Annotated in this window: 18 protein-coding genes, 1 tRNA gene and 1 riboswitch; of the genes, 3 read left to right on the top strand and 16 right to left on the bottom strand. The window is 61.8% G+C overall.

Annotated elements, in window-relative coordinates; translation table 11 throughout:
* Positions 1-25: 25 nt before the first annotated feature.
* Both E2583_RS05600 and E2583_RS05595 read right to left on the bottom strand, forming a co-directional pair.
* Entirely contained in the window at positions 26-268 is a 243-nt protein-coding gene (locus E2583_RS05600) for a hypothetical protein (RefSeq protein ID WP_291593879.1), read from the bottom strand.
* Positions 269-817: 549 nt separating this feature from the next.
* Positions 818-1678, bottom strand: a complete 861-nt coding sequence (locus tag E2583_RS05595) for an HNH endonuclease (protein WP_291593878.1) — start codon at positions 1676-1678, stop codon at positions 818-820.
* A gap of 126 nt (positions 1679-1804) precedes the next feature.
* Between E2583_RS05595 and E2583_RS24660 the strand changes: the two genes are divergently transcribed.
* Positions 1805-2080, top strand: a complete 276-nt coding sequence (locus E2583_RS24660; protein WP_367158583.1) for a helix-turn-helix domain-containing protein — start codon at positions 1805-1807, stop codon at positions 2078-2080.
* A 667-nt stretch (positions 2081-2747) separates the two neighbouring features.
* On the opposite strand, the gene E2583_RS05590 is transcribed toward E2583_RS24660, so the two are convergent.
* The 6 genes from E2583_RS05590 to prfB all read right to left on the bottom strand — a co-directional run bounded on the left by E2583_RS05590 (position 2748) and on the right by prfB (position 10374).
* Positions 2748-4007, bottom strand: coding sequence for a phospholipase D family protein (locus tag E2583_RS05590; protein WP_291593877.1), 1260 nt, complete (start codon positions 4005-4007; stop codon positions 2748-2750).
* Between the two features lie 376 nt (positions 4008-4383).
* A tRNA-Thr gene (locus E2583_RS05585) sits at positions 4384-4459 on the bottom strand.
* Positions 4460-4472: 13 nt separating this feature from the next.
* Entirely contained in the window at positions 4473-5495 is a 1023-nt protein-coding gene (locus E2583_RS05580; RefSeq protein ID WP_291593875.1) for a class 1 fructose-bisphosphatase, read from the bottom strand.
* Positions 5496-5550: 55 nt separating this feature from the next.
* Positions 5551-6537, bottom strand: coding sequence for a hypothetical protein (locus E2583_RS05575; RefSeq protein WP_291593873.1), 987 nt, complete (start codon positions 6535-6537; stop codon positions 5551-5553).
* A gap of 11 nt (positions 6538-6548) precedes the next feature.
* The gene (pepN, locus tag E2583_RS05570; RefSeq protein ID WP_291593872.1) at positions 6549-9251 is read right to left on the bottom strand and encodes an aminopeptidase N; all 2703 of its coding nucleotides are present in this window, start codon (positions 9249-9251) and stop codon (positions 6549-6551) included.
* An 18-nt stretch (positions 9252-9269) separates the two neighbouring features.
* A protein-coding gene (prfB, locus tag E2583_RS05565) for a peptide chain release factor 2 (RefSeq protein WP_291593870.1) occupies positions 9270-10374 on the bottom strand; the annotation gives its coding sequence in 2 pieces (ribosomal slippage) (positions 9270-10292 and positions 10294-10374; 1104 coding nt in all).
* A gap of 302 nt (positions 10375-10676) precedes the next feature.
* Between prfB and E2583_RS05560 the strand changes: the two genes are divergently transcribed.
* The gene (locus tag E2583_RS05560) at positions 10677-12461 is read left to right on the top strand and encodes a methyl-accepting chemotaxis protein (protein WP_291593868.1); all 1785 of its coding nucleotides are present in this window, start codon (positions 10677-10679) and stop codon (positions 12459-12461) included.
* Positions 12462-12720: 259 nt separating this feature from the next.
* On the opposite strand, the gene E2583_RS05555 is transcribed toward E2583_RS05560, so the two are convergent.
* From E2583_RS05555 to E2583_RS05525, 7 genes are all read right to left on the bottom strand, one after another.
* The gene (locus tag E2583_RS05555; RefSeq protein WP_034377687.1) at positions 12721-13995 is read right to left on the bottom strand and encodes an acyl-CoA dehydrogenase family protein; all 1275 of its coding nucleotides are present in this window, start codon (positions 13993-13995) and stop codon (positions 12721-12723) included.
* A 45-nt stretch (positions 13996-14040) separates the two neighbouring features.
* Positions 14041-15126 (bottom strand): phosphotransferase, encoded by a 1086-nt coding sequence (locus tag E2583_RS05550; protein ID WP_291593865.1) that lies wholly within the window; start codon positions 15124-15126, stop codon positions 14041-14043.
* Positions 15127-15379: 253 nt separating this feature from the next.
* Positions 15380-16099: a Crp/Fnr family transcriptional regulator gene (locus E2583_RS05545; RefSeq protein ID WP_291593863.1), complete on the bottom strand. Its 720-nt coding sequence runs from the start codon at positions 16097-16099 to the stop codon at positions 15380-15382.
* Positions 16100-16439: 340 nt separating this feature from the next.
* Positions 16440-17381 carry a thiamine phosphate synthase gene (gene thiE, locus E2583_RS05540; RefSeq protein WP_291593861.1) on the bottom strand — a complete coding sequence of 314 codons (942 nt, stop codon included), beginning with the start codon at positions 17379-17381 and terminating at the stop codon, positions 16440-16442.
* A 10-nt stretch (positions 17382-17391) separates the two neighbouring features.
* Positions 17392-18195 (bottom strand): thiazole synthase, encoded by an 804-nt coding sequence (locus tag E2583_RS05535; protein ID WP_291593859.1) that lies wholly within the window; start codon positions 18193-18195, stop codon positions 17392-17394.
* 164 nt (positions 18196-18359) lie between these two features.
* Positions 18360-18557, bottom strand: a complete 198-nt coding sequence (gene thiS / locus E2583_RS05530; RefSeq protein ID WP_182283326.1) for a sulfur carrier protein ThiS — start codon at positions 18555-18557, stop codon at positions 18360-18362.
* Positions 18558-18663: 106 nt separating this feature from the next.
* Positions 18664-19758 (bottom strand): FAD-dependent oxidoreductase, encoded by a 1095-nt coding sequence (locus E2583_RS05525; protein ID WP_291593855.1) that lies wholly within the window; start codon positions 19756-19758, stop codon positions 18664-18666.
* A 63-nt stretch (positions 19759-19821) separates the two neighbouring features.
* A riboswitch (TPP riboswitch) is annotated at positions 19822-19983 on the bottom strand.
* Positions 19984-20048: 65 nt separating this feature from the next.
* Here E2583_RS05525 and thiD point away from each other — a divergent pair.
* Entirely contained in the window at positions 20049-20921 is an 873-nt protein-coding gene (gene thiD / locus E2583_RS05520) for a bifunctional hydroxymethylpyrimidine kinase/phosphomethylpyrimidine kinase (protein ID WP_291593853.1), read from the top strand.
* A gap of 67 nt (positions 20922-20988) precedes the next feature.
* On the opposite strand, the gene E2583_RS05515 is transcribed toward thiD, so the two are convergent.
* Complete coding sequence (locus E2583_RS05515) at positions 20989-21468, bottom strand: SH3 domain-containing protein (RefSeq protein ID WP_291593851.1); 480 nt, start codon at positions 21466-21468, stop codon at positions 20989-20991.
* Positions 21469-21573 lie beyond the last annotated feature (105 nt).

The following is a 21573-nucleotide window of genomic DNA, read 5'->3' as shown; positions in this document are numbered from 1 at the left end:
GCCGATTTTTCTAAATTAGACCGGTTTAGGCCATCCGCCGCTTGAACTCTTCCAACAACTTGATGAGCTCGTCTGCTTGAGCAGCAGACGTTGCGAATGGGTAGTCGCCCACTGTGGCTCGAATCACATCATGGTGGTCGATGTACAGCAAGTGTGTTTCTGCGTAGTCTTTGAAATCCGAGGGCGGCACGGCACTCAGTGTTGGAATGTCCATAACCTCGTTTTCGTGGCCATCGATTTTTACTGACATCCATCCTGTGTAAGCCATATCGCCCCCCTTATTTGGTGAAGTTTCATTCTATGAGAGCTGCCCGAAGGGTGAGGGCAAGGCTGGTGCCTGTTAAGAAAAGTCAAGGCTCAAAGACCAGAACCTTGATGTGCCGCGCGGTACGCATGTGAGCAGAACTTGTCAAAACTTGACATTGGCAACGCTTTTGGACGGCCCGGACGGTAGTGCCACGGTAAGGGCTGCAGCACGGGGATGTTACGGGGAGGATCCCCGCCTACTTGATAAAACTTCAGGTTGCGGCGCTGTGCATGTTGAGAAATGTTGAGGCTGATGAACCTTTGCCGACATGAGAAAACCTGAAGTCGCCCCAGAATTTCTTTATGCCTCGCGCGCGAGAGCTTGATAAAACTTCAGTTTCCCGGCGCCCTTCGAGTGCAATACGCGCGCGTGACTGTCAGCTCTTGCACGCCGCTTCCACGCGTCACAGCCACCTACATTTGAAAAACAATCACCGGAAATCAAAGCGAAGGAGCAAAAAGGTTTCTGCGAGAAGTGGGCATCGTTAACCTAACTGGGAGCGTGAGGCACTTATTCAAATCCGTGAAATTGCCTGTGCCACTTTAAGAAAGCTCTCATGCCTTCATGCTGCTGTCTTAGGCGCATATCCGCTTTAAGGTGCAGAGCCTCCATCGAGTGAACGCTCAGATTACAGTGAAGCATCACCTTGAAGTCGTCCCCAAAACTGATTAGTCCTGCATCGAAGGCCTTGTCGAGTGTTGGGCTCAGGAGTATTCCGTTGTCTACGGAGAGGCGCTCAACGTGGGTGGACACGCTCCAGGGCTTGATGTGAGAGGCAATTAGCAACGTCTTCTCGCGGCAGTCGGTTACGGCACAGCCCTTCCAACGTCGCAGAAGTCGGCGCCGATAGGCACTTTGACCGATGCGCACTTTGACCAGTGCATCCTTTTCTGTGGCTGAGAGTGGCGGTTGTGCGTTGTCCAGCCAGCTGTAGAACTCGACTAGGCTAGGCTCCTGTGAATCGCTTGAAGGTTCCGTGCCTTCCACACTATAAAACTCAAACCAGTCATCAATTTGAGCGGGTGTCGGGCCGTTGAGCTTTTTGAAGCTCTTGATTTGTTCAATGGGTACCACCACCTCCTCGAAATGCTTCTTTGCACCAGGAACGGGCCGAATGACCGTCGCTGAAGATGTGTCTTCTTCCAGGGGGGTCGCGTCGAGCCCCTTAGGGGAAGTCTTCCAAACCAATACAGCAAGTGCTAGGCCTTCTTCTTTCCGCTTAAGTGGAGTACCCCATCGACCCTCGCTGAGCAACTTGTGAGCACCTTTTGAGCCAGTAATTGCATTGTCCTGGGACTCGAAGGATGCCAGCCTCCAGGAGTTGTATTCGTGTACTGCGGCAAACCGCCAGTTCATTTCGGCTTTCGACATGAGCAGACCTCTATGTTTGGTAATGAGTGCACTGCCTCACTTGGGCATTATGAAGAGAGCCTTGACCAGCTGCTTTTGACTGGGCGTTGCTGGTTTTTGTTGGTTATTTAAACCGATGGTGGACTTATGACCGACGCAATCGATGCGAGACAGTGTGCGGAGTTGCTTTTCTGCGATGTAGCGACCATCGAAGCACTCGCCAGAAAAGGAGATTTGCCTGGACTGAAGTTTGGCCGCGGCTGGGTGTTTTTCCGTACGGACCTGCTCGTGTACTTGGCTGAGCAGGCTCGCAAAAGCGCAGAGCAGAGGCGCTTGCGGCTGGAATCCAGCTCACCGAGGTCACCACTAGTGATTCAGAGAGGGCGACGGCGAAGAGTGCCGCCGCCGCTGCCTTCACTCTAATGATGCAAGCCCCTTCCATGGGGCATCGAAGGGTCTTGAATGAGGGCGAAGGTCCTGCAGCCGTACCTGAGGCTCCCCGAAATCACGGCAGTCCTCTATTCCAAAGAAGGGAGTCCTCAAACTGGGGGCACCTTGCACTACGCCTCAAAGAAAGTTCACGAGGTGTACCGTCGCCATGCCGATGAGTTCCGGTTCGGTTCCGGTTCGGGGCACCAGATGGACGTGCAGAGCACATGGACGCGGGTTCAATTCCCCCAACCACCGTTGTCGCCCATGTTTTCTGCCAGACAACATCTAAGACAACGGTGCCGCGCCTTCGCAAGCCAATGCTGGCGCTGGTTTGATGAGAGGTTCCGACCGCTTGGGTTGAAGGGAGGCGACGTAGGGAGGGGGCACCTGGATGCAGCATGTCATTGGGACGACGTTCGTGACATGCGTGACAGGAGGGTTGTCACGCAACAAACTCTATGCACGAGATAGAGGGGGACGTTTTTCAGAAGCACTACGGGTGCTCGCGCGCATTCTGATTGAACTGGCCACCTATGTCGGTTCCGGTTGACCAGCTCGTTGGCCCTGTCCGACAGAATTCGACGCCAAAACCAGTCACTCATGGCGACCGTCCGCTTCCCATTTAGCTCGATTGAAATCAAGTGGGAAGGTGCGGTGCCTACTTGCGTTGAGCTGGGTCATAGTAGATAGCGTCCAGCAGAGCCGCGCGCCCCGCCCAGATACGACGTTCCAGCGCATCTGACGGTTCCGGGGCATTCCACCAGCGTGTGCCACGAATCCGTTGCACGATGCGTTCCCAATAAGTGTCCAGGGTCGTATTCAACGGAACGTTAAAGTGCTCAGCGATACCTCGCTTGTTAGGCGAGCAAAGGCATACGAATTGGTCAGGACGCTTCATGGCCAGGAGGCGAGTGCCATTCCCGATGCCCCCCGATGCGTACAGGTCTGAGCTCAGCGCATTCTTGAAGACCTCGACAAAGGCATCGTAGTGCTCTCGGTGTACCGGCCCTACCTGTGGGATGCAATCAAGGGCGCGCGAAAGGCCTTCGGGGTCATTGATGACCGTAGTAGAGAAGGACCCGTTCGATGCCATTGCCCCGAACCATGCCCAGTCATAGCCCTCACCATCTTTCTTGCGCGAGTCAGCCTCGCCCATCGTCCCTGCGATGCGCTTCCTGTCGTCGACGTCCAGGTCCTTGTATGAAGGCACCTTCCTAAATATGGACCTAAGGCCCTCTAGTACCCGAAGTCGCCCTTCGAGGGTGTGCGTTGAGCCGGACTTTTCAATCTTCACCAACTCCACGAACTGGGCCCAATCGAGCTCATCTGGGCCGGGGATGCCATCTTTCGCCTTGGACGGTTTGGCATCAACCCACACCTTGAGCTCTTTGTGCGCCTGTTTGGCACGCTCGTAGTTGGACTTATATGCGAAGAGCCATTCCGGCGTCACCTCCTTGCCTGCATTCCACGCGTCGCTGATGAACTTGAAGAATCCCTGCATTGAAGGGTCACAGGCCTTCCCCTGAATAAGCGTGCTCGCCTCGATATTCGCGGAGAATGCCGAGCGGGTGAGGTTGTGGCTTCCGATGACGACTGCGGTGTCCTCGCCCACCCGAAAGGCATAAAGCTTGGGATGGAAAAGTGCCCCGGTCGCATGGATAACACGGAAGTTGGGTTCCGACTGGAAGCGCTCGATGACAGAGGGGGTAGTCACGAAATTATGGGTGCCTACAACGAAATTGCGAAACTTGGCCCGATGTTCATAGGCTGCATCCCAGACCTTATGGTTCTCTGTTGCCCAAGCTACCGCCCATGCTGCCCGCTCACAACTGCCCATGAGAGCGACAAGCGTATCGGTGGCGTGCTTGCTGTCAGTTAGTAATTCGATATGCATGGTTTTCCTTGGTGCCCTTAGCATAGCGTCCGCTTTGAAGAGCGGCTTCTGCCAACGGCCAGGTCACATACGCAGGTCAGCTCCAAGCGGAATGGTGGTCAACGATGACCAGCGCCAGCAACCCGCGCATCGCCGTGACTTTCTGCAGTGGTCGCATGAGATTGGTAGCGCCTGTAGCACCACGCATTTTGATGGTGCTACACCGCAAACCCGCATGGAATAAGGCTGTAGCACGTGTAGCACCCATAACACCAGAACACAGCAAACGTCTGTACAAATCATGAGGCAAAGGACAGCTTGCGTTGAGCTGCATTTCTCAAAAGTGCCTACAGATTGCCTACAGATTCAGAAATAGAAAAAGCCCGCTACTGTTTAGATAGCGGGCTTTCTTTTATTTACTTGGTGCCGGAGACATGAATCGAACACGCGACCTTCTCATTACGAATGAGCTGCTCTACCGACTGAGCTACACCGGCGATAAGCTATAGATTATAGCGCTTTTTCATCGGCTTCGAGATGATAGCGGGTCACACGCTCCACTTCATTCTTGGAGCCGAGCACGACGCTCACACGCTCGTGCAGCTGTGTGGGCTGGATGTCGAGGATGCGCTGGCGGCCGTTGGTGGCCATGCCGCCGGCCTGCTCCACCAGCCAGCTCATGGGGTTGGCTTCGTACATCAGGCGCAGCTTGCCTGCCTTTTGCGGCTCGCGCTTGTCCCAGGGGTACATGAAGATGCCGCCGCGGCACAGGATGCGGTGTACGTCGGCCACCATGGCTGCGACCCAGCGCATATTGAAGTTCTTGCCGCGCGGGCCATCGGCACCTGCCAGGCATTCGTCCACATAGCGCTTCACGGGCGCATCCCAGTGGCGCATATTGGACATGTTGATGGCGAACTCCTTGGTGTCTTCGGGGATCTTGACGTTTTCCTCGATGAGCACGAATGAGCCTTGCTCGCGGTCCAGCGTGAACATGGAAACGCCGTCACCCACGGTCAGCACCAGGGTGGTCTGGGGGCCGTAGATGCAGTAGCCCGCTGCCACCTGCTGGGTACCGGGCTGCATGAAGTCGCTGTCATGCACGCCCGGGTGGCCTTCGGGCTTTTTGAGCACGCTGAAAATGGTGCCGATGGACATGTTGATGTCGATGTTGGACGAGCCGTCCAGGGGGTCGAACATCAGCAGGTACTCACCCTGGGGGTAGCGGTTGGGCACCACATAGATGCCTTCCATTTCTTCCGACGCCATGGCCGCCAGGTGGCCGCCCCACTCATTGGCTTCGATCAGGGTTTCGTTGGCGATGATGTCCAGCTTCTTCTGCACTTCACCTTGCACGTTTTCGCTGCCGGCCGTGCCCATGACATCGCCGAGCTCGCCCTTGTTCACGGCAAAGCTGATGCGCTTGCAGGCGCGGGCAACCACTTCCAGCAGCAGACGCAGCTGGCCGGGGATGAGTCCGTCCACGCGTTGCTGCTCGACCAGGTAGCGGGTCAGGCTGATGTTTTTCTTCATGTTTCAACTCCTTGAAATTCGATGCAAATCTGAAATGGGCCGGGGGCTGGCACGATCACTTGCCAGGATGCCGAGCATTGCGTTGCTCCAGTTCGGCCAGCAGCTCCCTTGCGCGGGCTTGATGCTCGCTGTCTTTCTGGCTCAACGCGTATTGTTCATAGCGGGCCAGCCATTGGCGGGCCTGCGGTTCCTGCTGTTGCTCATGGGCAAGGACCATGAGCTGGAAATAGCTGTCGTAGACGGTGACATGGTCCTGTGCCGTTTGCGCAATCTGCAGGCGTTCCTGAAGATAGGCCGCAGCCTGCTTCAGATCCCCCAGTTCATAGCAATTTTGCGCGATATTGGTGAGCACGCCCCGTAGCTGTGGCAGCTTGCCCATGGCGCTGAGGCGTGCACGCGCGATGGGAAGCAGCCGCTCGTTGGCCAGCCTGGCCTCGCGAAATCGCCCCAGCTCATGCAGCAGATAGCCTTCGTCCTCGTAGACGCCGAGAATTTGCATCTGGCTGGGAAAATCCAGGGCCCGGGCAGGCTTCACGCTGGAGTCCCAGCGCATCTCGGCCGGTAGTCTGGCAATCTGAGGCAGCGGGTACAGAGCCTGAAAGGCCTTGACCTGCCTGAGCGCCGCCACATGCTGACCGGCGTCCGCCAGCCAGCGGATGCCGGAGTAGCGCAGGAAGAATTGCGCATAGGACAGCTCGGTGTCTGCCTGGGGGCCGGGCAGAGCGGCCAGCGCGGAGCCGGCAGCCTTGGCAGCCTCCTCGGGCATGTTGCGGCGTGCATAGACGCTGGCTTGTGTGTAGTAGAGCCGGAAGGCGTCACGAGCAACGACTCCAGGCGTTTTCAGCAATGGCTCCAGCGCCTGCAGATCGGCACTCATGGCACGCCCGCTGAAGCTGCCGCCTTCGCTGAAGACGGTGGCATACAAGGGCGCGAAACGGGCTTCGAATCCCGCAGCGGATCTGGCGGCCTGAGCGCTCGGCGACATGCTCGCCGCAGCGACGGCAAGGGCCTGGAAGCCCCGGGCCGTGTGTCGCGCAAGCATGTGCAGGTCCATCAGTCCGCCAGGGCGCGGGTGACGACCTCGCGCACGTCGTTGGACAGGTCGGGCTTGGCGGCCACGCGGGCGATGGCCTCACGGGCGGCAGAGCGGTAGGGTTCGGCCAGCTTTTTCCAGCGATCCATCACTCGTGCCAGGCGGGAAGCCACTTGCGGGTTGAAGCCGTCGATCTCGATCACGCGATCGGCCCAGAACACATAGCCTGCCGCATCGGTGCGGTGGAATGCGCCGGCGTTGTTGCAGTAACTGAAGATCAGGCTGCGCGCTCGGTTGGGATTCTTGATCTGGAAGTCGGCATGCTTCATCAGCGTCTTGACGGCGGGAAGCACATTGCCGCCGCGGTCGCTGGCCGCGCCCTGCAGGGCAAACCATTTGTCCAGCACCAGCGCATCCTGCTTGAACAGGGCGTGGAAGCGCTGCAGCGCCTGCTCGGCCAGGGGGCTGGCGCTGTAGACCAGGGCGGAGAGGGCGGCCAGGCGATCCGTCATATTGCCGGCATCCTTGCAGCGCTGGTAGGCCTTTCCGGGCCAGACCGTGTCGCCGGTGCGGGCGGCCTGCAGGCAGAGCATGGACAGGGCACGGCCTGCCAGCGCACGGCGTCCGGCGCTGACATGGTCGGGGCGGTAGGCACCGGTGTCTCGGTTGGCTTCCCAGAGGCTCTCCCACTCGGGCTGCAGGGCACTCGCGAGCTGCAAGATCATGGCTTCGCGCACAGCATGCACGCGCTGCGGATCGACTTCTGCCAACTGCTCGGCGATGTAGCTCTCGGACGGCAGCGTGAGCACCAGGTCCTTGAAAGCCGCATCCAGCTTGTCGTCGCGCAGCACGCGGCGCATGGCTTCAATGAAGTCCGCCGGCAGGATTTCGGCACTGGTTTCGCCGCTGGCAGTGATTGCCTTCAGGGCATAGCGCAGGCCCAGGCGCTGGCTGGCTTCCCATTGGTTGAACGGGTCGCTGTCATGGGCCAGCAGGGTCAGCAGATCGGCATCGCTGAATTCATGCTCCAGTACCACGGGCGCGCTGAAACTGCGCAGCAGCGAGGGCACGGGAGCTTCGCTCACGTTGCTGAAGACAAAGCTTTGCTCGGCTTCGGTCAGCACCAGCATGCGGCTGGTGACGGCCTGGGCCGCCTCTTCTCCATGCAATTGCAGGGCGATGGGCTGGCCGCTGGCCGTGAGCAGACCCATTTGCACAGGAATGACGAACGGCAGCTTCTCGGACTGACCGACGGTGGGTGCGCAGCTTTGCGACAGCGTCAGCGTATAGGTCCGGGCTTCGGCATTGTACTGGCCCACGGCCTTGAGCACGGGCGTGCCGGCCTGGCTGTACCAGCGGCGGAACTGCTGCAGGTGCTGGGCCAGGGCTGAGTCGGGGTTGGCATCGGCAATGGCCTGCGAGAAGTCGTCGCAGGTCACGGCCTGGCCGTCATGGCGCTCGAAGTACAGCTTCATGCCCTTGGCAAAGCCTTCGCGGCCGACCAGGTTGTGCTGCATGCGCACGACTTCCGCGCCTTTTTCGTAGATCGTGACCGTGTAGAAGTTGTTGATCTCGATATAGCTGTCGGGGCGCACGGGGTGGGCCATGGGGCCGGCATCCTCGGGGAACTGCACGGTGCGCAGCACGCGCACATCGTCGATGCGCTTGACGGCGCGGGCCGAGGCCGTGCCCGCCATGTCCATGCTGAACTCCTGATCGCGGAATACCGTCAGGCCTTCCTTGAGGCTCAGCTGGAACCAGTCGCGGCAGGTGACGCGGTCACCTGTCCAGTTGTGGAAGTATTCGTGACCGACGACGGATTCGATATTGGCGTAATCGGTGTCGGTGGCCGTGGCCTGGCTGGCCAGAACATACTTGGTGTTGAAGATGTTCAGGCCCTTGTTTTCCATGGCGCCCATGTTGAAGTCGCTGGTGGCGACGATCATGAAGCGGTCCAGATCCAGGCTCAGGCCAAAGCGGGCCTCGTCCCATGCGACGGAGTGCATGAGGGAGTTCATGGCGTGCTCGGTCTTTTCCAGATCGCCGGGGCGTACATAGACCTGCAGCAGGTGATCGCGGCCGGCACGGCTCTTGATCTTCTGCTCGCGGGCCACCAGGTTGCCGGCCACCAGCGCAAACAGATAGCTGGGCTTTTTGTGCGGATCGACCCACCTGGCAAAGTGGCGACCGTCTTCCAGGTCGCCGGACTCCACCAGATTGCCGTTGGACAGCAGCACCGGATACTGGGTCTTGCTGGCGCGCAGCGTGACGGTATACATGGCCATCACGTCGGGGCGGTCGAGGAAGTAGGTGATGCGGCGGAAACCTTCTGCCTCGCACTGCGTGAAGAACGTGTCCTCGCTCACATACAAGCCCATGAGCTTGGTGTTCTTGATGGGGGCGCAGGTGGTGAAGATCTCCAGCTCCACGGGCTCGTTGCCCTCTGGCAGGTTCTCCAGCACCAGCTGGTCGCCATCCATCTTGAAAGAGGTCCCGCCGCCGTTGACCATCACCCGCGCCAGATTCAGCTCGTCGCCATCCAGTCGCAGCGCCTGTGCGCGCACCTCGGGGTTGCGACGCACGCGCATCTTGCTGAGCACGCGGGTCTTGGCCGGATCCAGGTCAAAAGTCAGGTCCACCGTATCGATCCACCAGGCCGGAGCCTCGTAATCGGCACGGTAAATGGCGGTGGCCGGGGCTTGCCCGTCACGCAGTTGCAGCATATCGATTCCTTTCTAGGATCAGAGGCCTTGCTTGAGCGAGGCTTCGATAAACACATCCAGGTCGCCGTCCAGCACCTTCTGTGTGGCCGAGACTTCGACGTTGGTGCGCAAGTCCTTGATGCGGCTGTTGTCCAGCACATAGGAGCGGATCTGGTGCCCCCAACCCACATCGGTCTTGGTGTCCTCGAGCTTTTGCTGCTCTTCCATGCGCTTGCGCATCTCGAAGTCGTACAGCCTGGAGCGCAGGCGCTGCCAGGCGACGTCACGGTTGCTGTGCTGCGAGCGGCCGTCCTGGCACTGCACCACGATGCCCGTGGGGATGTGGGTCAGGCGCACGGCCGAGTCGGTCTTGTTGATGTGCTGACCGCCCGCACCCGAGGCGCGGTAGGTGTCGGTGCGGACATCGGCCGGATTGATGTTGATCTCGATGGAGTCGTCGATCTCGGGGTAGACGAACAGGGAGGAAAAGCTGGTGTGACGGCCGCCCGAGCTGTCGAAGGGCGACTTGCGCACCAGCCGGTGCACGCCGGTTTCGGTGCGCAGCAGGCCGTAGGCGTACTCGCCTTCGACCTTGATGGTGGCGCTCTTGATACCTGCCACATCGCCAGGCGTTTCGTCTTCCACCGTGGCCTTGAATCCCTTGCGTTCGGCGTACTTCAGGTACTGGCGCAGCAGCATGCTGGCCCAGTCGCAGGCTTCGGTGCCGCCGGCACCGGCCTGGATGTCGATGAAGCAGTTGAGCGGGTCGGCCTCGTTGCTGAACATGCGTCGGAACTCGAGTTCCTCGATCAGCGGCCGGAGCTTGGCGGCTTCGGCTTCGATGGTTTCGAGGCCGGCGTCATCGCCTTCTTCCTTGCTCATCTCGAACAGCTCGACGTTGTCGGCCAGCTCGGTGGTGAGTTTCTCCAGCGTCAGCACGACGGAGTCGAGCGACTTCTTTTCCTTGCCCAGTTCCTGCGCCTTCTTGGGGTCGTTCCAGACGGTCGGGTCTTCGAGCGATGCGTTTACCGTGCGCAGACGTTCGTACTTGGCATCGTAGTCAAAGATACCTCCGGAGATCTGCCGTGCGCTCGGACAGATCTTGGAGGGTGTTGCCGATAGAGTTGACGCGTTCTGCTTCCATGGTGAGTCCGTTGTTCTTGCTGATAGATAACGGGTGATTTTCTCATGCCAAACGGCTCTGGGGATGCAATGGCCTTTGACAGGGCTTTCGAGGCCTGCATCCGGGTGTCTTTTTGACCCCAGCTATGTCCCTGATGGCACCATCGGATTTATTCATGGACAACGTTACTCGCAGTAACAAATACTGCATAGAATCCGCAGGCGCGCGCAGTGTGCACGCGCTTTCGCTTTCGGAACGTTTCCCCTATTTCCCATCTCGCGGGTGCCAGACCTTCCAGGTCGTCCAGGGCCCTCTTATCCCCCATGAACTTCTTTCGCAACCTCAAGCTGGCCAACAAGCTGCTGGTGTCTTTTGTGCTGATCCTGCTGATCAGTGCGGTATCGGGCCTGTATGGCCTGGTGCAGATGGAGCGTGTCAATGCCACGGCCACCGATCTGGCGCGTCAGTGGCTGCCGGCTGCCCGCAACCTGCAGGACATGCGTTACCAACTGCAGCGCTACCGTTCGCAGACCATGCAGCATGTGATGGCACAGACGTCCGAGGAAATGGCGGTCTATGACAAGAGCATGCCCAAGCTTTGGGACGAGCTGCTCCAGAACCTGCAGTCCTACACCAAGTACGTGAGAACCGACAAGGAGCGAGCGCTGCTGGCTGAAATCGGAGAAGAGCTCAAGGCCTATGCCGTGCAGACGGCCAAGGTGGTGGATCTTTCGCATCAACTGCTCAACGATGACGCCAGCGAGATTTTGCGCGGCGAAGCCCTCAGGATCAGTCGCGGCATCAATACGCGTCTGGAGGCGCTCAGCGAGATCAATCACCAGGCGACCGAGGAGACCAATCAGGCGGGCGACGACCTGTATGCTGCGGCCCGGTGGTGGGTGATGGCGCTGCTGTTGGGCTCCATCGTCATTGGTGTGGTGCTGGCAGTGCTGATCGCTCGCTCCATCTCGCGTCCGCTGCAGTCTGCCGTGCAGCTGGCCCAGTCCGTGGCCGCGGGCGATCTGAGCGCCAGCATCACCGTGCAAAGCCGCGATGAAGTGGGCCAGCTGCTGCAGGCGCTCAAGGACATGAACACCAGCCTGCAGCGCATCGTGGGCCAGGTGCGCCAGGGCACGGACTCGATTGCCTCGGCCAGCAGCCAGATTGCCAGCGGCAACCAGGATCTGTCCTCGCGCACCGAAGAGCAGGCCAGCTCGCTGGAGCAGACGGCTGCTTCCATGGAAGAGCTGACCGCCACGGTGCAGCAAAATGCCGGCAATGCCCAGCAGGCCAACCAGATGGCTTCTGCCGCATCGCAGGTGGCCGTGCGCGGCGGTGCCACCGTGGCCCAGGTGGTGCAGACCATGTCCGCCATCAACGCGTCCTCGCGCAAGATCGTGGACATCATCGGCGTGATCGACTCCATCGCCTTCCAGACCAATATTCTGGCGCTGAACGCGGCGGTGGAGGCGGCCCGTGCGGGCGACCAGGGCCGTGGCTTTGCCGTGGTGGCCTCCGAAGTGCGCACCCTGGCCCAGCGCTCGGCCGAGGCGGCCAAGCAGATCAAGCAGCTGATCGATGACTCGGTGAGCAAGGTTCAGGAAGGCAGCACCCAGGTCGACGAGGCCGGCAGGACCATGGACGAGATAGTGATGAGTGTGCGCCGCGTGACCGACATCATGGGCGAGATCTCGGTGGCCAGCCACCAGCAGACCTCGGGTATCGAGCAGGTCACGCAGGCCGTGACACAGATGGATCAGATGACCCAGCAGAACGCCGCCCTGGTGGAGGAGGCTGCGGCCGCGACCGACGCGCTGCGCAGCCAGGCCGCCGCGCTGGCCGAGACAGTGAGCTTCTTCAAGCTCGGTGCCCAGTCCCAGTCCGGCCTGCAAGCCACGCCGGCCCTGGCTCCAGCGGCGCTCAGGCCAGGGCCTGCCAGGGCTGCGATCAAGGCTCAGGCCCCGCTCAAGGCCTCGTCGGCTGCGCTCAAGCGCCCCGTGATGTCGGCGGCGAGCACGCCGCCGGTTCTGAGCCCCGCGAAAAGCGCAGCAGCGCCCCAGCCGCAAAAGGCCGCAACGGCAGACGATGGAGAGTGGGAGAGCTTCTAAGCCCGGTGTGGGCGTGCGGTGCCGGGCCCGGTGCCGCTAGCTATGATGCTATTGATTAAGAAGCTTTTATCGCTTTGATTCATTGAATTTCAAGATGTTTTATATCTGAAATCATTGGATATAGGGCGGTGTAAGCTTCTATATTACTAGCGGATAACAAGTCTGCCTTCGAAACAAAAACACCCCTCAGCCGTGGCTGACGGGGTGTTTTTTGTTTCCGGGCAGCAGCAGCGGCGCGATGCGCTACCGCTGTCTGGCATCAGCCGCCGCGCGTGATGGGCACTTCGGCGTTCTTGCCGTAGCTGCCGTATTTGCCCAGCTCCCACTTGGCAATGGCGTTGCGGTGCACCTCGTCGGGGCCGTCTGCAAAGCGCAGAGTGCGTGCTGCGGCATAGGCGTAGGCCAGTGGGAAGTCGTCGCACATGCCGCCGCCGCCGTGGACCTGCATGGCCCAGTCGATGACCTGGCAGGCCATGCTGGGGGCGACGACCTTGATCATGGCGATCTCGGTCCTGGCCACCTTGTTGCCGGCCACGTCCATCAGCCAGGCGGCCTTGAGCGTGAGCAGGCGCGCCATGTCGATCTTGCAGCGCGCCTCGGCAATGCGCTCCTGCGTCACGGTCTGCTGGGCCACGCTCTTGCCGAAGGCCACGCGGCTGCTGGCGCGCTTGCACATCAACTCCAGCGCACGCTCGGCCAGGCCGATCAGTCGCATACAGTGGTGAATGCGGCCCGGGCCCAGGCGGCCCTGGGCGATCTCGAAGCCGCGCCCTTCGCCCAGCAAAATATTGCCGACGGGAACGCGCACGTTCTCGAAATACATCTCCATATGGCCGTGGGGCGCATCGTCATAGCCCATCACGTTCAGCGGACGCTCGATGCGGATGCCCTTGGCATCGGCCGGGATGATGATCATGCTCTGCTGCGAATGCTTGGCCGCTTCGGGGTCGGTCTTGCCCATGGTGATGAAGACCTGGCAGCGTGGATCGCCGGCACCCGAAATCCACCACTTGTGGCCGTTGATCACGTATTCGTCGCCCTGGCGCTCGATGCGCGTGCAGATGTTGGTGGCGTCGGAGGAGGCGACTTCGGGCTCGGTCATGGCGAAGGCCGAGCGGATCTTGCCTTCCAGCAAGGGCTTGAGCCAGCGCTCCTTGAGTTCGGCGCTGCCGTAGCGGGCAATGGTCTCCATATTGCCGGTGTCCGGCGCGGAGCAGTTGAAGACTTCGGAAGCCCATGGCACGCGGCCCATGATTTCGGCCAGCGGTGCGTATTCCTGGTTGGTCAGGCCCGCGCCGTGGTAGCCCGAGGCTTCGGCGCTGTCCACGGGCAGGAACAGGTTCCACAGGCCCGCGGCCTGGGCCTTGGGCTTGAGCTTTTCAATGGTTTGCAGCGGCGTCCAGCGTTTGCCGGCGGCCGTGTTGGCTTGCATCTCCTGGGCATACTCCTTTTCTGCCGGGTAGATGTGTTCGTCCATGAACTTGAGCAGGCGCTGCTGCAGGTCTTTGGTTTTGGGCGAGTAGTCGAAGTCCATGAGTGCTCCTCTTGTTGTGGGACGGTCGGGTTGCGTGGTGGAGAATCAGGCGCGCTGGGCAAAGGACCAGGCCAGTTCGGCCATGGGGCGGGCTGTATCGCCCGAGGCCTTGGCCTGGGCGCTGGAGGCCGTTCCGGCCTCGACGCGCTTGGCAATGCCTTGCAGGATGGCCGCAATGCGGAACATGTTGTAGGCCAGGTAGAAGTTCCAGTCGCGCTGCAGCGCCTCCACGTCCGAAATCCCGGTGCGCTGACAGTAACGCCTGATGTAATCGTGCTCGGCAGGAATGCCCAGGCCCGCAATGTCCAGCCCCGCAATGCCTCGCCCCAGCTCGGCCGGGATATGCCAGCTCATGCAGTGATAGCTGAAGTCGGCCAGCGGATGGCCCAGCGTGGACAGCTCCCAGTCCAGCACGGCGATCACGCGCGGCTCGGTGGGGTGGAACATCAGGTTGTCCAGGCGGTAGTCGCCATGCACGATGGAGACGCGGCCCTCGTCGCGCGCGCTGGCCGGCATATGGGCGGGCAGCCATTCCATCAGTTGGTCCATCTCGGGGATGGGTTGGGTCACGGAGGCCACATACTGCTTGCTCCAGCGGGCGATCTGGCGCTCGAAGTAGTTGCCGCTCCTGCCGTAGTCGGCCAGGCCGCGTTCGACAAACTTCACGCTGTGCAGTGCGGCGATCACGCGGTTCATCTCGTCGTAGATTTCGGCGCGTTGTGCGGCGGTCATGCCGGGCAGGGACTGGTCCCAGAGCACGCGGCCTTCCATGAACTCCATGATGTAGAAGGCGCGTCCGATGACCGACTCATCCTCGCACAGCGCATACATGTGCGGCACGGGCACATCGGTGCCCGCCAGGCCTTTCATCACGCGGTACTCACGCTCGATCGCATGGGCCGAGGGCAGCAGCTTGGCCACGGGCCCGGGCTTGGCACGCATCACATAGCTTTTGCCGGGCGTGATCAGCTTGTAGGTGGGGTTGGACTGGCCGCCCTTGAACATCTCCACCTGCAGCGGACCCTCAAAGCCCTGCACATGACGGCTCATCCAGGCCGTCATGGCATCGGTGTCAAATGCGTGCTGATCGGAAACCGCGCGGGTGCCGACGAAATGCTCATAAGTGCTCATGCTGTCTCAGTCCTTTGTTCGATTTGCGATGGGCAAGGCGCAGCCCGCCACGCCGCACAAAAGTGCAGCGAGCGAATGCGTGAAATGGGAGTGCTGCCGCAGAACGCGGCAAGAGAGAAACAAAGGTGAAAACTGGCGCGATCCCAGCCAGAGATGCCGAGCAAGAGCCGCCTCGCGGCGATGGCATCGTCCCCCTCCCGCAAGCGCACCGAAGCGAGAGAGGGGGAAGCGGCAAAGCCGCTCAGGGGGTGAATCAGTGGTCGGTGTCTGCGATGCGCAGCAGCGTCACCCGGTCGCGCACGATGAGGCCGCCCGGTTCGATGCGAATGACTTCCTCGCGTTCCATGGACTTGAGTTCCTGGTTCACGCGCTGGCGCGAGGCACCCAGCAATTGCGCAAGCTCTTCCTGTGCCAGATGCAGGCCGATGCGGATCTCGTTGCTGTCCGACAGGCTCATCACGCCATAGCTGCGCGTGAGGTGCAGCAGCTGCTTGGCCAGGCGCGCGCGCAGCGGCAAGGTGTTGAGGTCTTCCACCAGACCGTAGAGCTGGCGTACGCGGCGGGCATTGAGGCGCAGGATTGCCTCGGAGAACTCCACATGCTCGGCCAGAATGCGCTTGAAATCTGCCTTGGTCAGGCACAGCAGCGTGGTCTCGCCATGCGCATAGGCGTCGTGTGTGCGCTTGTCGCCATCCAGAATCGCCACATCCCCGAACCAGATGCCCGGCTCCACATAGGTCAGCGTGATCTGCTTGCCCGTGATGGAGGTGGAGCTGACCCGCACCGCGCCACGCGCACAGGCAATCCACTCCTCGGGCGGTTCGCCGCGAGCGCAGATGAGCATGCCATCTTTGTATCGTTTGACGTAAGCGCATCGAAGAATGTCGTGCCGCAAAGAGGGCGAAAGGGATGAAAACCAGCGACCAGAGTTGATCGCCTCACGTTCTTCCATACTAAGAATTGGCTCGTCCATGTTCTGTCTTATGCGTGACTGGTAACCGCCCCATTGTCGCGTGTGGGACCGGCCATGCCGAAGCTGATGGACTCAGGGTTGTCACCTGTGTGTCCGCCGTTTCGGCGAAGAGGGCTTGCGTCAATCGAGAAAACCCAGCGGCCATGCGGCCTGCGCAGCTGCGCTCCAGAAAAAAGCCCGCAGACTGCGGGCATTTCTTCTGGCCATTTCCGGCGTTCTCTGCGCCGGTCAGACCTGGCACGGTGGGAGTTTTGCGTCTTTCGACGTGAAAATAGCCGCCGGCACCTGTGTATCAAGTGCCAGCGGCTATTGAATGGGAAGTCGATGTGCTTCGATACGCTCAGACAGCAGCCTGCATGCGCTGCAGCAGATGCCGGGCTGCAGCCTCGGGGTCGGGGGCATTGACCAGGGCGCGCACCACGGCCACCGAGCCCACACCCGTGGCGCGCACGGCAGGGAACAGGTCTTCGGAAATACCACCAATCGCCACCAGCGGGTAATGCCGCATTAGCCGTACATAAGCGGCCAGGCGCGCCAGACCTTGCGGTGCCGTCGCCATCTTCTTGAGCGTGGTCGGAAACACCGCTCCCAGGGCGATATAGCTGGGCTGGACGGCATGGGCGCGCACCATCTCGGCGTAGCCATGGGTGGAGACACCCAGGCGGGTGCCCGAGGCGCGGATGGTCTCCAGATCGCGTTGGCCGATCACGTCCAGATCTTCCTGGCCGACGTGGATGCCGTAGGCGCCAGCGTCCAGAGCGGCCTGCCAGTGGTCGTTGATGAACAGACGTGCGTTCGTGCCCTTGACGGCTTCAACAGCCGCCCTGACTTCGCGGGCCACGGCGGCCTGGTCGCCGGATTTGAAGCGCAGTTGTACCGTGGGCACGCCCGCGCGGGCCATGCGGCCCACCCATTCGGCGTTGGGCAGCACGCCATAGAGGCCCAGCTCGCGCGGGCAATCGGCAAAGGCCTGTGCCGGGTCGGCCGCGCCGAGACCGAAGTCGCGCGGGTCGTCGGGCCAGTGGGTGGCATCGAAGTGATTGTTGCGCTCGCTCTGGCACTGCCAGGCCTGGGCCAGAGTCTCAGCATCCACGGCAATAAAGCCCAGCTGGCTGCAGGCCTCCAGCGCGGCCAGATAGGCGGGTTCCTGGCGCAGTGCGGGCGGCACGGGCTGGGGCGTCAGCTCGACCGAGTCGGCATCGTGGTGCAGCTGGGCGCCAAAGTTGGCACTGTGCTGGTGGACGATGGCTTGCGCCAGAGCCTTGATTTCTGCGGAGTCCATGGGCAGGCCTTTATTCCTGATGCCAGAAAGGGGTGCCCAGCACGGGAGTGCTGGGCTGGGCGGCGTTCTGCTCGGCCATGGCGCCTGCGCGCCAGGCGGCGTGACCGGCATTGACGGCATCGGAGAAGGCACCGGCCATGGCCACGGGGTCTTCGGACAGTGCCACGGCGGTATTCAGCAGCACGGCGTCATAGCCCCACTCCATGACGGTGCAGGCATGTGAGGGGCGGCCCAGGCCGGCATCGACGATCAGCGGCACCTTCAGGCGCTCGCGCAGCATCTGCATGGCATAGGGATTGATGGGGCCGCGGCCGGTGCCGATGGGCGCGGCCCAGGGCATGACTGCCTGGCAGCCCACGTCAACGAGCTTCTGGCACAGCACCAGGTCGTAGGTGGTGTATGGCAGGACCTGGAAGCCGTCCTTGATGAGGATGGATGCCGCTTCCACCAGATTGAGCGTATCGGGCTGCAGCGTGTAGTCGTCGCCGATCAGCTCCAGCTTGATCCAGGGCGTGTCGAAGACCTCGCGCGCCATCTGGGCCGTGGTCACGGCCTCCTGGATGGTCATGCAGCCTGCCGTGTTGGGCAGCACGGGCACCTTGAGCTTGCGCAGCAGCTCCCAGAAGCTGGCACCGGTCTCGGCAGCATTGCTGCCCTGGCGGCGCAGCGAGGCCGTGACCATGGCGGGCCTGGAGCGCTCCACGGCCGCTTCGAGAATCGCGGGCGAGGGGTAGCGTGAGGTGCCCAGCAGCAAGCGGCTTTCAAAACGCTGGCCGTAGAGAACCAGGGCGTCGTCGGTGGTTTTGGTATTCATGGTTTATCTATATCTCTTGTCTTTGTGCCGCAATGCGCGTGGAGCCCAATGAACCTCAAACAGGCATGTGCCAAGTCAGTGGCACCCAGCAAGAGCCGCCTCGCAGCGCAGGTGCCGTCCCCCTTGGGGGGGAAGGCGCGAAGCGACTCAGGGGGATTCATTTTTCAGCCGCCGGTGACGGGAGAGATGACCTCCATCCTGTCGCCCTCGTTGAGCGCATGGTCGGCATATTGGGTCTTTGGCACAAACACCGTGTTGACCGCCACGGCAAACGGGGGCCTGGCCTGCATCTGCGCCAGGGCATCGGCCACGGTGGCATGGGCTGGCAGCTCGGTGGCTTGCTGGTTGAGAGTGATCTTCATGGCATCGAAACGGAAAATAAAGCGGGTGCTAAGTTAAACCTCTGCACGGCGGTACTTGGGCGCACCGGGGGTGCAAGTGCTGTGCGCCAAAGTTCGGGCTCGCAGCTCAGGCGTGATGCACGGCGACATCGAACTCCCGCGCCAGCGGCGAGTCGTTGTGGTCCAGCAGCTCCAGCACCACGTCCAGCATGGCGGGTGAGATCATGAAGCCATGGCGGTAGAGGCCGTTGACTTCCATGACGCGCGGGGTCAGCAGGCGCACGGCGGGCAGATTATCGGGCAGGGTGGGGCGGCACTGGGTGGCGATCTCCACAATCCGGCCTTCGGCAAAGCCGGAGTGCACGGTATAGGCTGCGCTCAGCAGCTCCAGCGTGGAGCGCACGCTGGCTGGCGACATGTCGTCGGACTCGATCTCGGTCGCGCCAATCACGAACAGATGGTCTTCCTTGGGCGCGATGTAGATGGGGTAGCGCGGATGAATCAGGCGTGTGGGGCGTTGCAGCGTGACTTCGGGTGCATGGATGCGCACCACCTCGCCGCGAATGCCGCGCAGCTGCTTCCACTGGGTGCGAGCCCCCAGGCCCCGGCAGTCGAACACAAAGTCGGGCTGGCCGGCCTCGCCGGGGCGGAAGTCGCCGACCTCGCGCGGGCTGTCCCAGTGCAGTTGCACGCCCAGGGCGCTGAGCTTGTCGACCAGCGCCGTCAGCAGCTGGCGGTTGTCCAGCTGGCCTTCGCCGGGCAGATAGACGGCCTGATTGAAGCGCCCCTGCAACGCGGGCTCGCAGTCCTGCAGCGCGGCGCCGGTTTTCTCCTGCATGGCCGGAAGGCTGGGGTTGATGCGCCGGTTTTTCTCCAGCAGGCCGAAAAAGCGCGCTGCGTCGCCCTGATCCTGGCGGTGCCAGAGAATCAGCGTGCCGTTCTGCTGCAGGAACACATGCTGCTCGAGCTGAGCTATGAGCTCCGGCCAGCGCTTGAGCCCATGCTGGCCCATGCGCACCACGCCGGGTTCGGTAATGGCCGACTCGGCCAGCGGCGCCAGCATGGCAGCCGCCACGCGCGCCGCAGCACCATCGCCTTGCGGGCCGTGCGCGTCATAGAGGTCGATGGCGTGACCGCGCTGGGCCAGGGCCAGCGACAGCAGACGGCCCATGAGGCCGCCGCCGAGAATGGCGATCTTTGAAGAGGCTTGTAGCAATGACATGTGCAAATCGTTTTCCATCCGGACACAGGAACAGGGCCATGTGCAGGACAAAACGCGGCATGCCTTGCGGCTTGTGAAACTCCCCACGCCAGCATGACCTGGATCGGGTGCAGGGGGCACAGGGCACGGATGGTGCTCTGGTGCGCAGCCGGCAGCTGGCGCAGCCCCAGGGTGTTTCTCAGTCCGCACAGGCTGCTTGCCTGCGGGACACCCCTGTTTCGTCCGTTGGACATTACAGCACAACCGCAAACAGCACGCATTGACCATGCGCATGGGCGATAATTTTTGCCATGACAGTGATTGCTCCTTCCTCTATCTCTGGCGCCGCAAAAAAGCGCTATGCACGCGTGCTCTCCATCGCCGGCTCGGACAGCGGCGGTGGCGCCGGCATCCAGGCCGACCTCAAGACCTGTGCGGCTCTGGGCTGCTACGGCATGACGGCGATCACGGCCATCACCGTGCAGAACACGCTGGGCGTGACGGGCATTCACGGCATTCCGCTGGATACCGTGCGCGGCCAGATCGATGCCGTTGTGCAAGACATCGGCGTCGATGCCGTCAAGATCGGCATGCTGGCAACCCCCGATGTGGTGAGCGTGGTGGCGGATGCGATCCGTCGCAACCGCATCAGGAACGTGGTGCTGGACCCCGTGATGGTGGCCACCAGCGGCGACCGCCTGATCGTTCCCGAGACTGCGCAGGCGCTGGTCCAGGAACTGTTCCCGCTGGCGACGGTGATCACCCCCAACCTGGATGAAGCGGCTTTGCTGCTGGGGCGCAGCATTGACGGCATCGAGGCGCTGGATGCGGCCGTGGCCGATCTGCTGGCCCTGGGGGCACCGGCGGTGCTGCTCAAGGGCGGCCATCTGAGCGGCGATCTGGTCATGGATGTGCTGGGCCGGCAAGGCCGGCAGGCCAGCGACTATCTGCGCCTGCAGTCGCAGCGCATCGTCACCCATAACGGCCATGGCACGGGCTGCACGCTGTCGTCGGCGATTGCGTCCTTCCTGGCCCAGGGGCTGGCGCTGGAGGCTGCAGTGACCGAGGCGCGGCGCTATATCCTGGGCGCCATCGAGGCGGGAGCCGAGGTCTACACCGGCCAGGGCCACGGCCCCCTCAACCACGGCTATGCGCCGCGCGCGCAGCTGATCGTCGAAGGCTGATTGTCGACACTCGCAAAAAAGGCCTGCAGTTGCAGGCCTTTGCCTTTTGGGGCGCCTGTTGCCGGGCTTACCAGCCCCAGACCAGATTCTTGGCCACCCAGCCGCTTTGGCCATTGCTGCGCTGAACCTGGGCCCAGCTACCTTGCTTCTTCAGCGTCTGCAGCACCTCGTGCTGCTCCAGCTTGCCGACCCGGTTGTGCTTCAGGCCGGGGCCGGAGCGCAGATTGGCCGTGCGCGCCGTCACCACCATGTGCGGGCTCTTGCTGGTCAGCGGGGCGTGGACCCAGCCCAGCGTGGACTCATAGTCCTTCACGCGCAGCCACTGGCCCTTGCGCTGGGTGACCTGCAGCGGGTAGCCGCGGCTCAGCTCCCAGAGGGTCGCGGAGCGGGTGTTGGGCTGCTCGCGAACATTCACGGTCTTGCCCTTGATACTGACGAATTCCTGGGCGTGTGCGAGGGCTGGCAACAGGAGCGCGCCCAGCGCGATCAGGCTTGAAGTGGCGGCGGTGCGGATCCAGCGGGCGGTGCGGCGTGGGTTGCAAGGCACGGGGAAGATTCTCCTTTTATCGATTGAAAACAGGCGGTAACGCTCATCGGACTTGCGTGGTTAGCTATAGTTCCTGTAGAAAGCTGACAGGGGCTGAACGCCCGA

Origin of the sequence: Comamonas sp., assembly GCF_009360615.1 — a bacterium.
In the GTDB taxonomy this organism is placed as follows: Bacteria; Pseudomonadota; Gammaproteobacteria; order Burkholderiales; family Burkholderiaceae_C; genus Comamonas.
Note: the sequence above shows the minus strand (reverse complement) of the source record. Positions and strands in the feature narration are given on the sequence as shown.

Coding starts and splice junctions, on each gene's coding strand:
- E2583_RS05580 (WP_291593875.1), bottom strand. CDS start 5,495: ATGAAGAAAAACATCAGCCTGACCCGCTACCTGGTCGAGCAGCAACGC.
- E2583_RS05545 (WP_291593863.1), bottom strand. CDS start 16,099: ATGGACGAGCCAATTCTTAGTATGGAAGAACGTGAGGCGATCAACTCT.
- E2583_RS05595 (WP_291593878.1), bottom strand. CDS start 1,678: ATGTCGAAAGCCGAAATGAACTGGCGGTTTGCCGCAGTACACGAATAC.
- thiS (WP_182283326.1), bottom strand. CDS start 18,557: ATGAAGATCACTCTCAACCAGCAAGCCACCGAGCTGCCAGCCCATGCC.
- pepN (WP_291593872.1), bottom strand. CDS start 9,251: ATGCTGCAACTGCGTGACGGGCAAGCCCCGGCCACCGCCATTTACCGT.
- E2583_RS05555 (WP_034377687.1), bottom strand. CDS start 13,995: ATGGACTTCGACTACTCGCCCAAAACCAAAGACCTGCAGCAGCGCCTG.
- E2583_RS05590 (WP_291593877.1), bottom strand. CDS start 4,007: ATGCTAAGGGCACCAAGGAAAACCATGCATATCGAATTACTAACTGAC.
- E2583_RS05550 (WP_291593865.1), bottom strand. CDS start 15,126: ATGAGCACTTATGAGCATTTCGTCGGCACCCGCGCGGTTTCCGATCAG.
- E2583_RS05600 (WP_291593879.1), bottom strand. CDS start 268: ATGGCTTACACAGGATGGATGTCAGTAAAAATCGATGGCCACGAAAAC.
- thiE (WP_291593861.1), bottom strand. CDS start 17,381: ATGGACTCCGCAGAAATCAAGGCTCTGGCGCAAGCCATCGTCCACCAG.
- E2583_RS24660 (WP_367158583.1), top strand. CDS start 1,805: ATGACCGACGCAATCGATGCGAGACAGTGTGCGGAGTTGCTTTTCTGC.
- E2583_RS05525 (WP_291593855.1), bottom strand. CDS start 19,758: ATGTCATTGCTACAAGCCTCTTCAAAGATCGCCATTCTCGGCGGCGGC.
- thiD (WP_291593853.1), top strand. CDS start 20,049: ATGACAGTGATTGCTCCTTCCTCTATCTCTGGCGCCGCAAAAAAGCGC.
- E2583_RS05575 (WP_291593873.1), bottom strand. CDS start 6,537: ATGCTTGCGCGACACACGGCCCGGGGCTTCCAGGCCCTTGCCGTCGCT.
- E2583_RS05535 (WP_291593859.1), bottom strand. CDS start 18,195: ATGAATACCAAAACCACCGACGACGCCCTGGTTCTCTACGGCCAGCGT.
- E2583_RS05560 (WP_291593868.1), top strand. CDS start 10,677: ATGAACTTCTTTCGCAACCTCAAGCTGGCCAACAAGCTGCTGGTGTCT.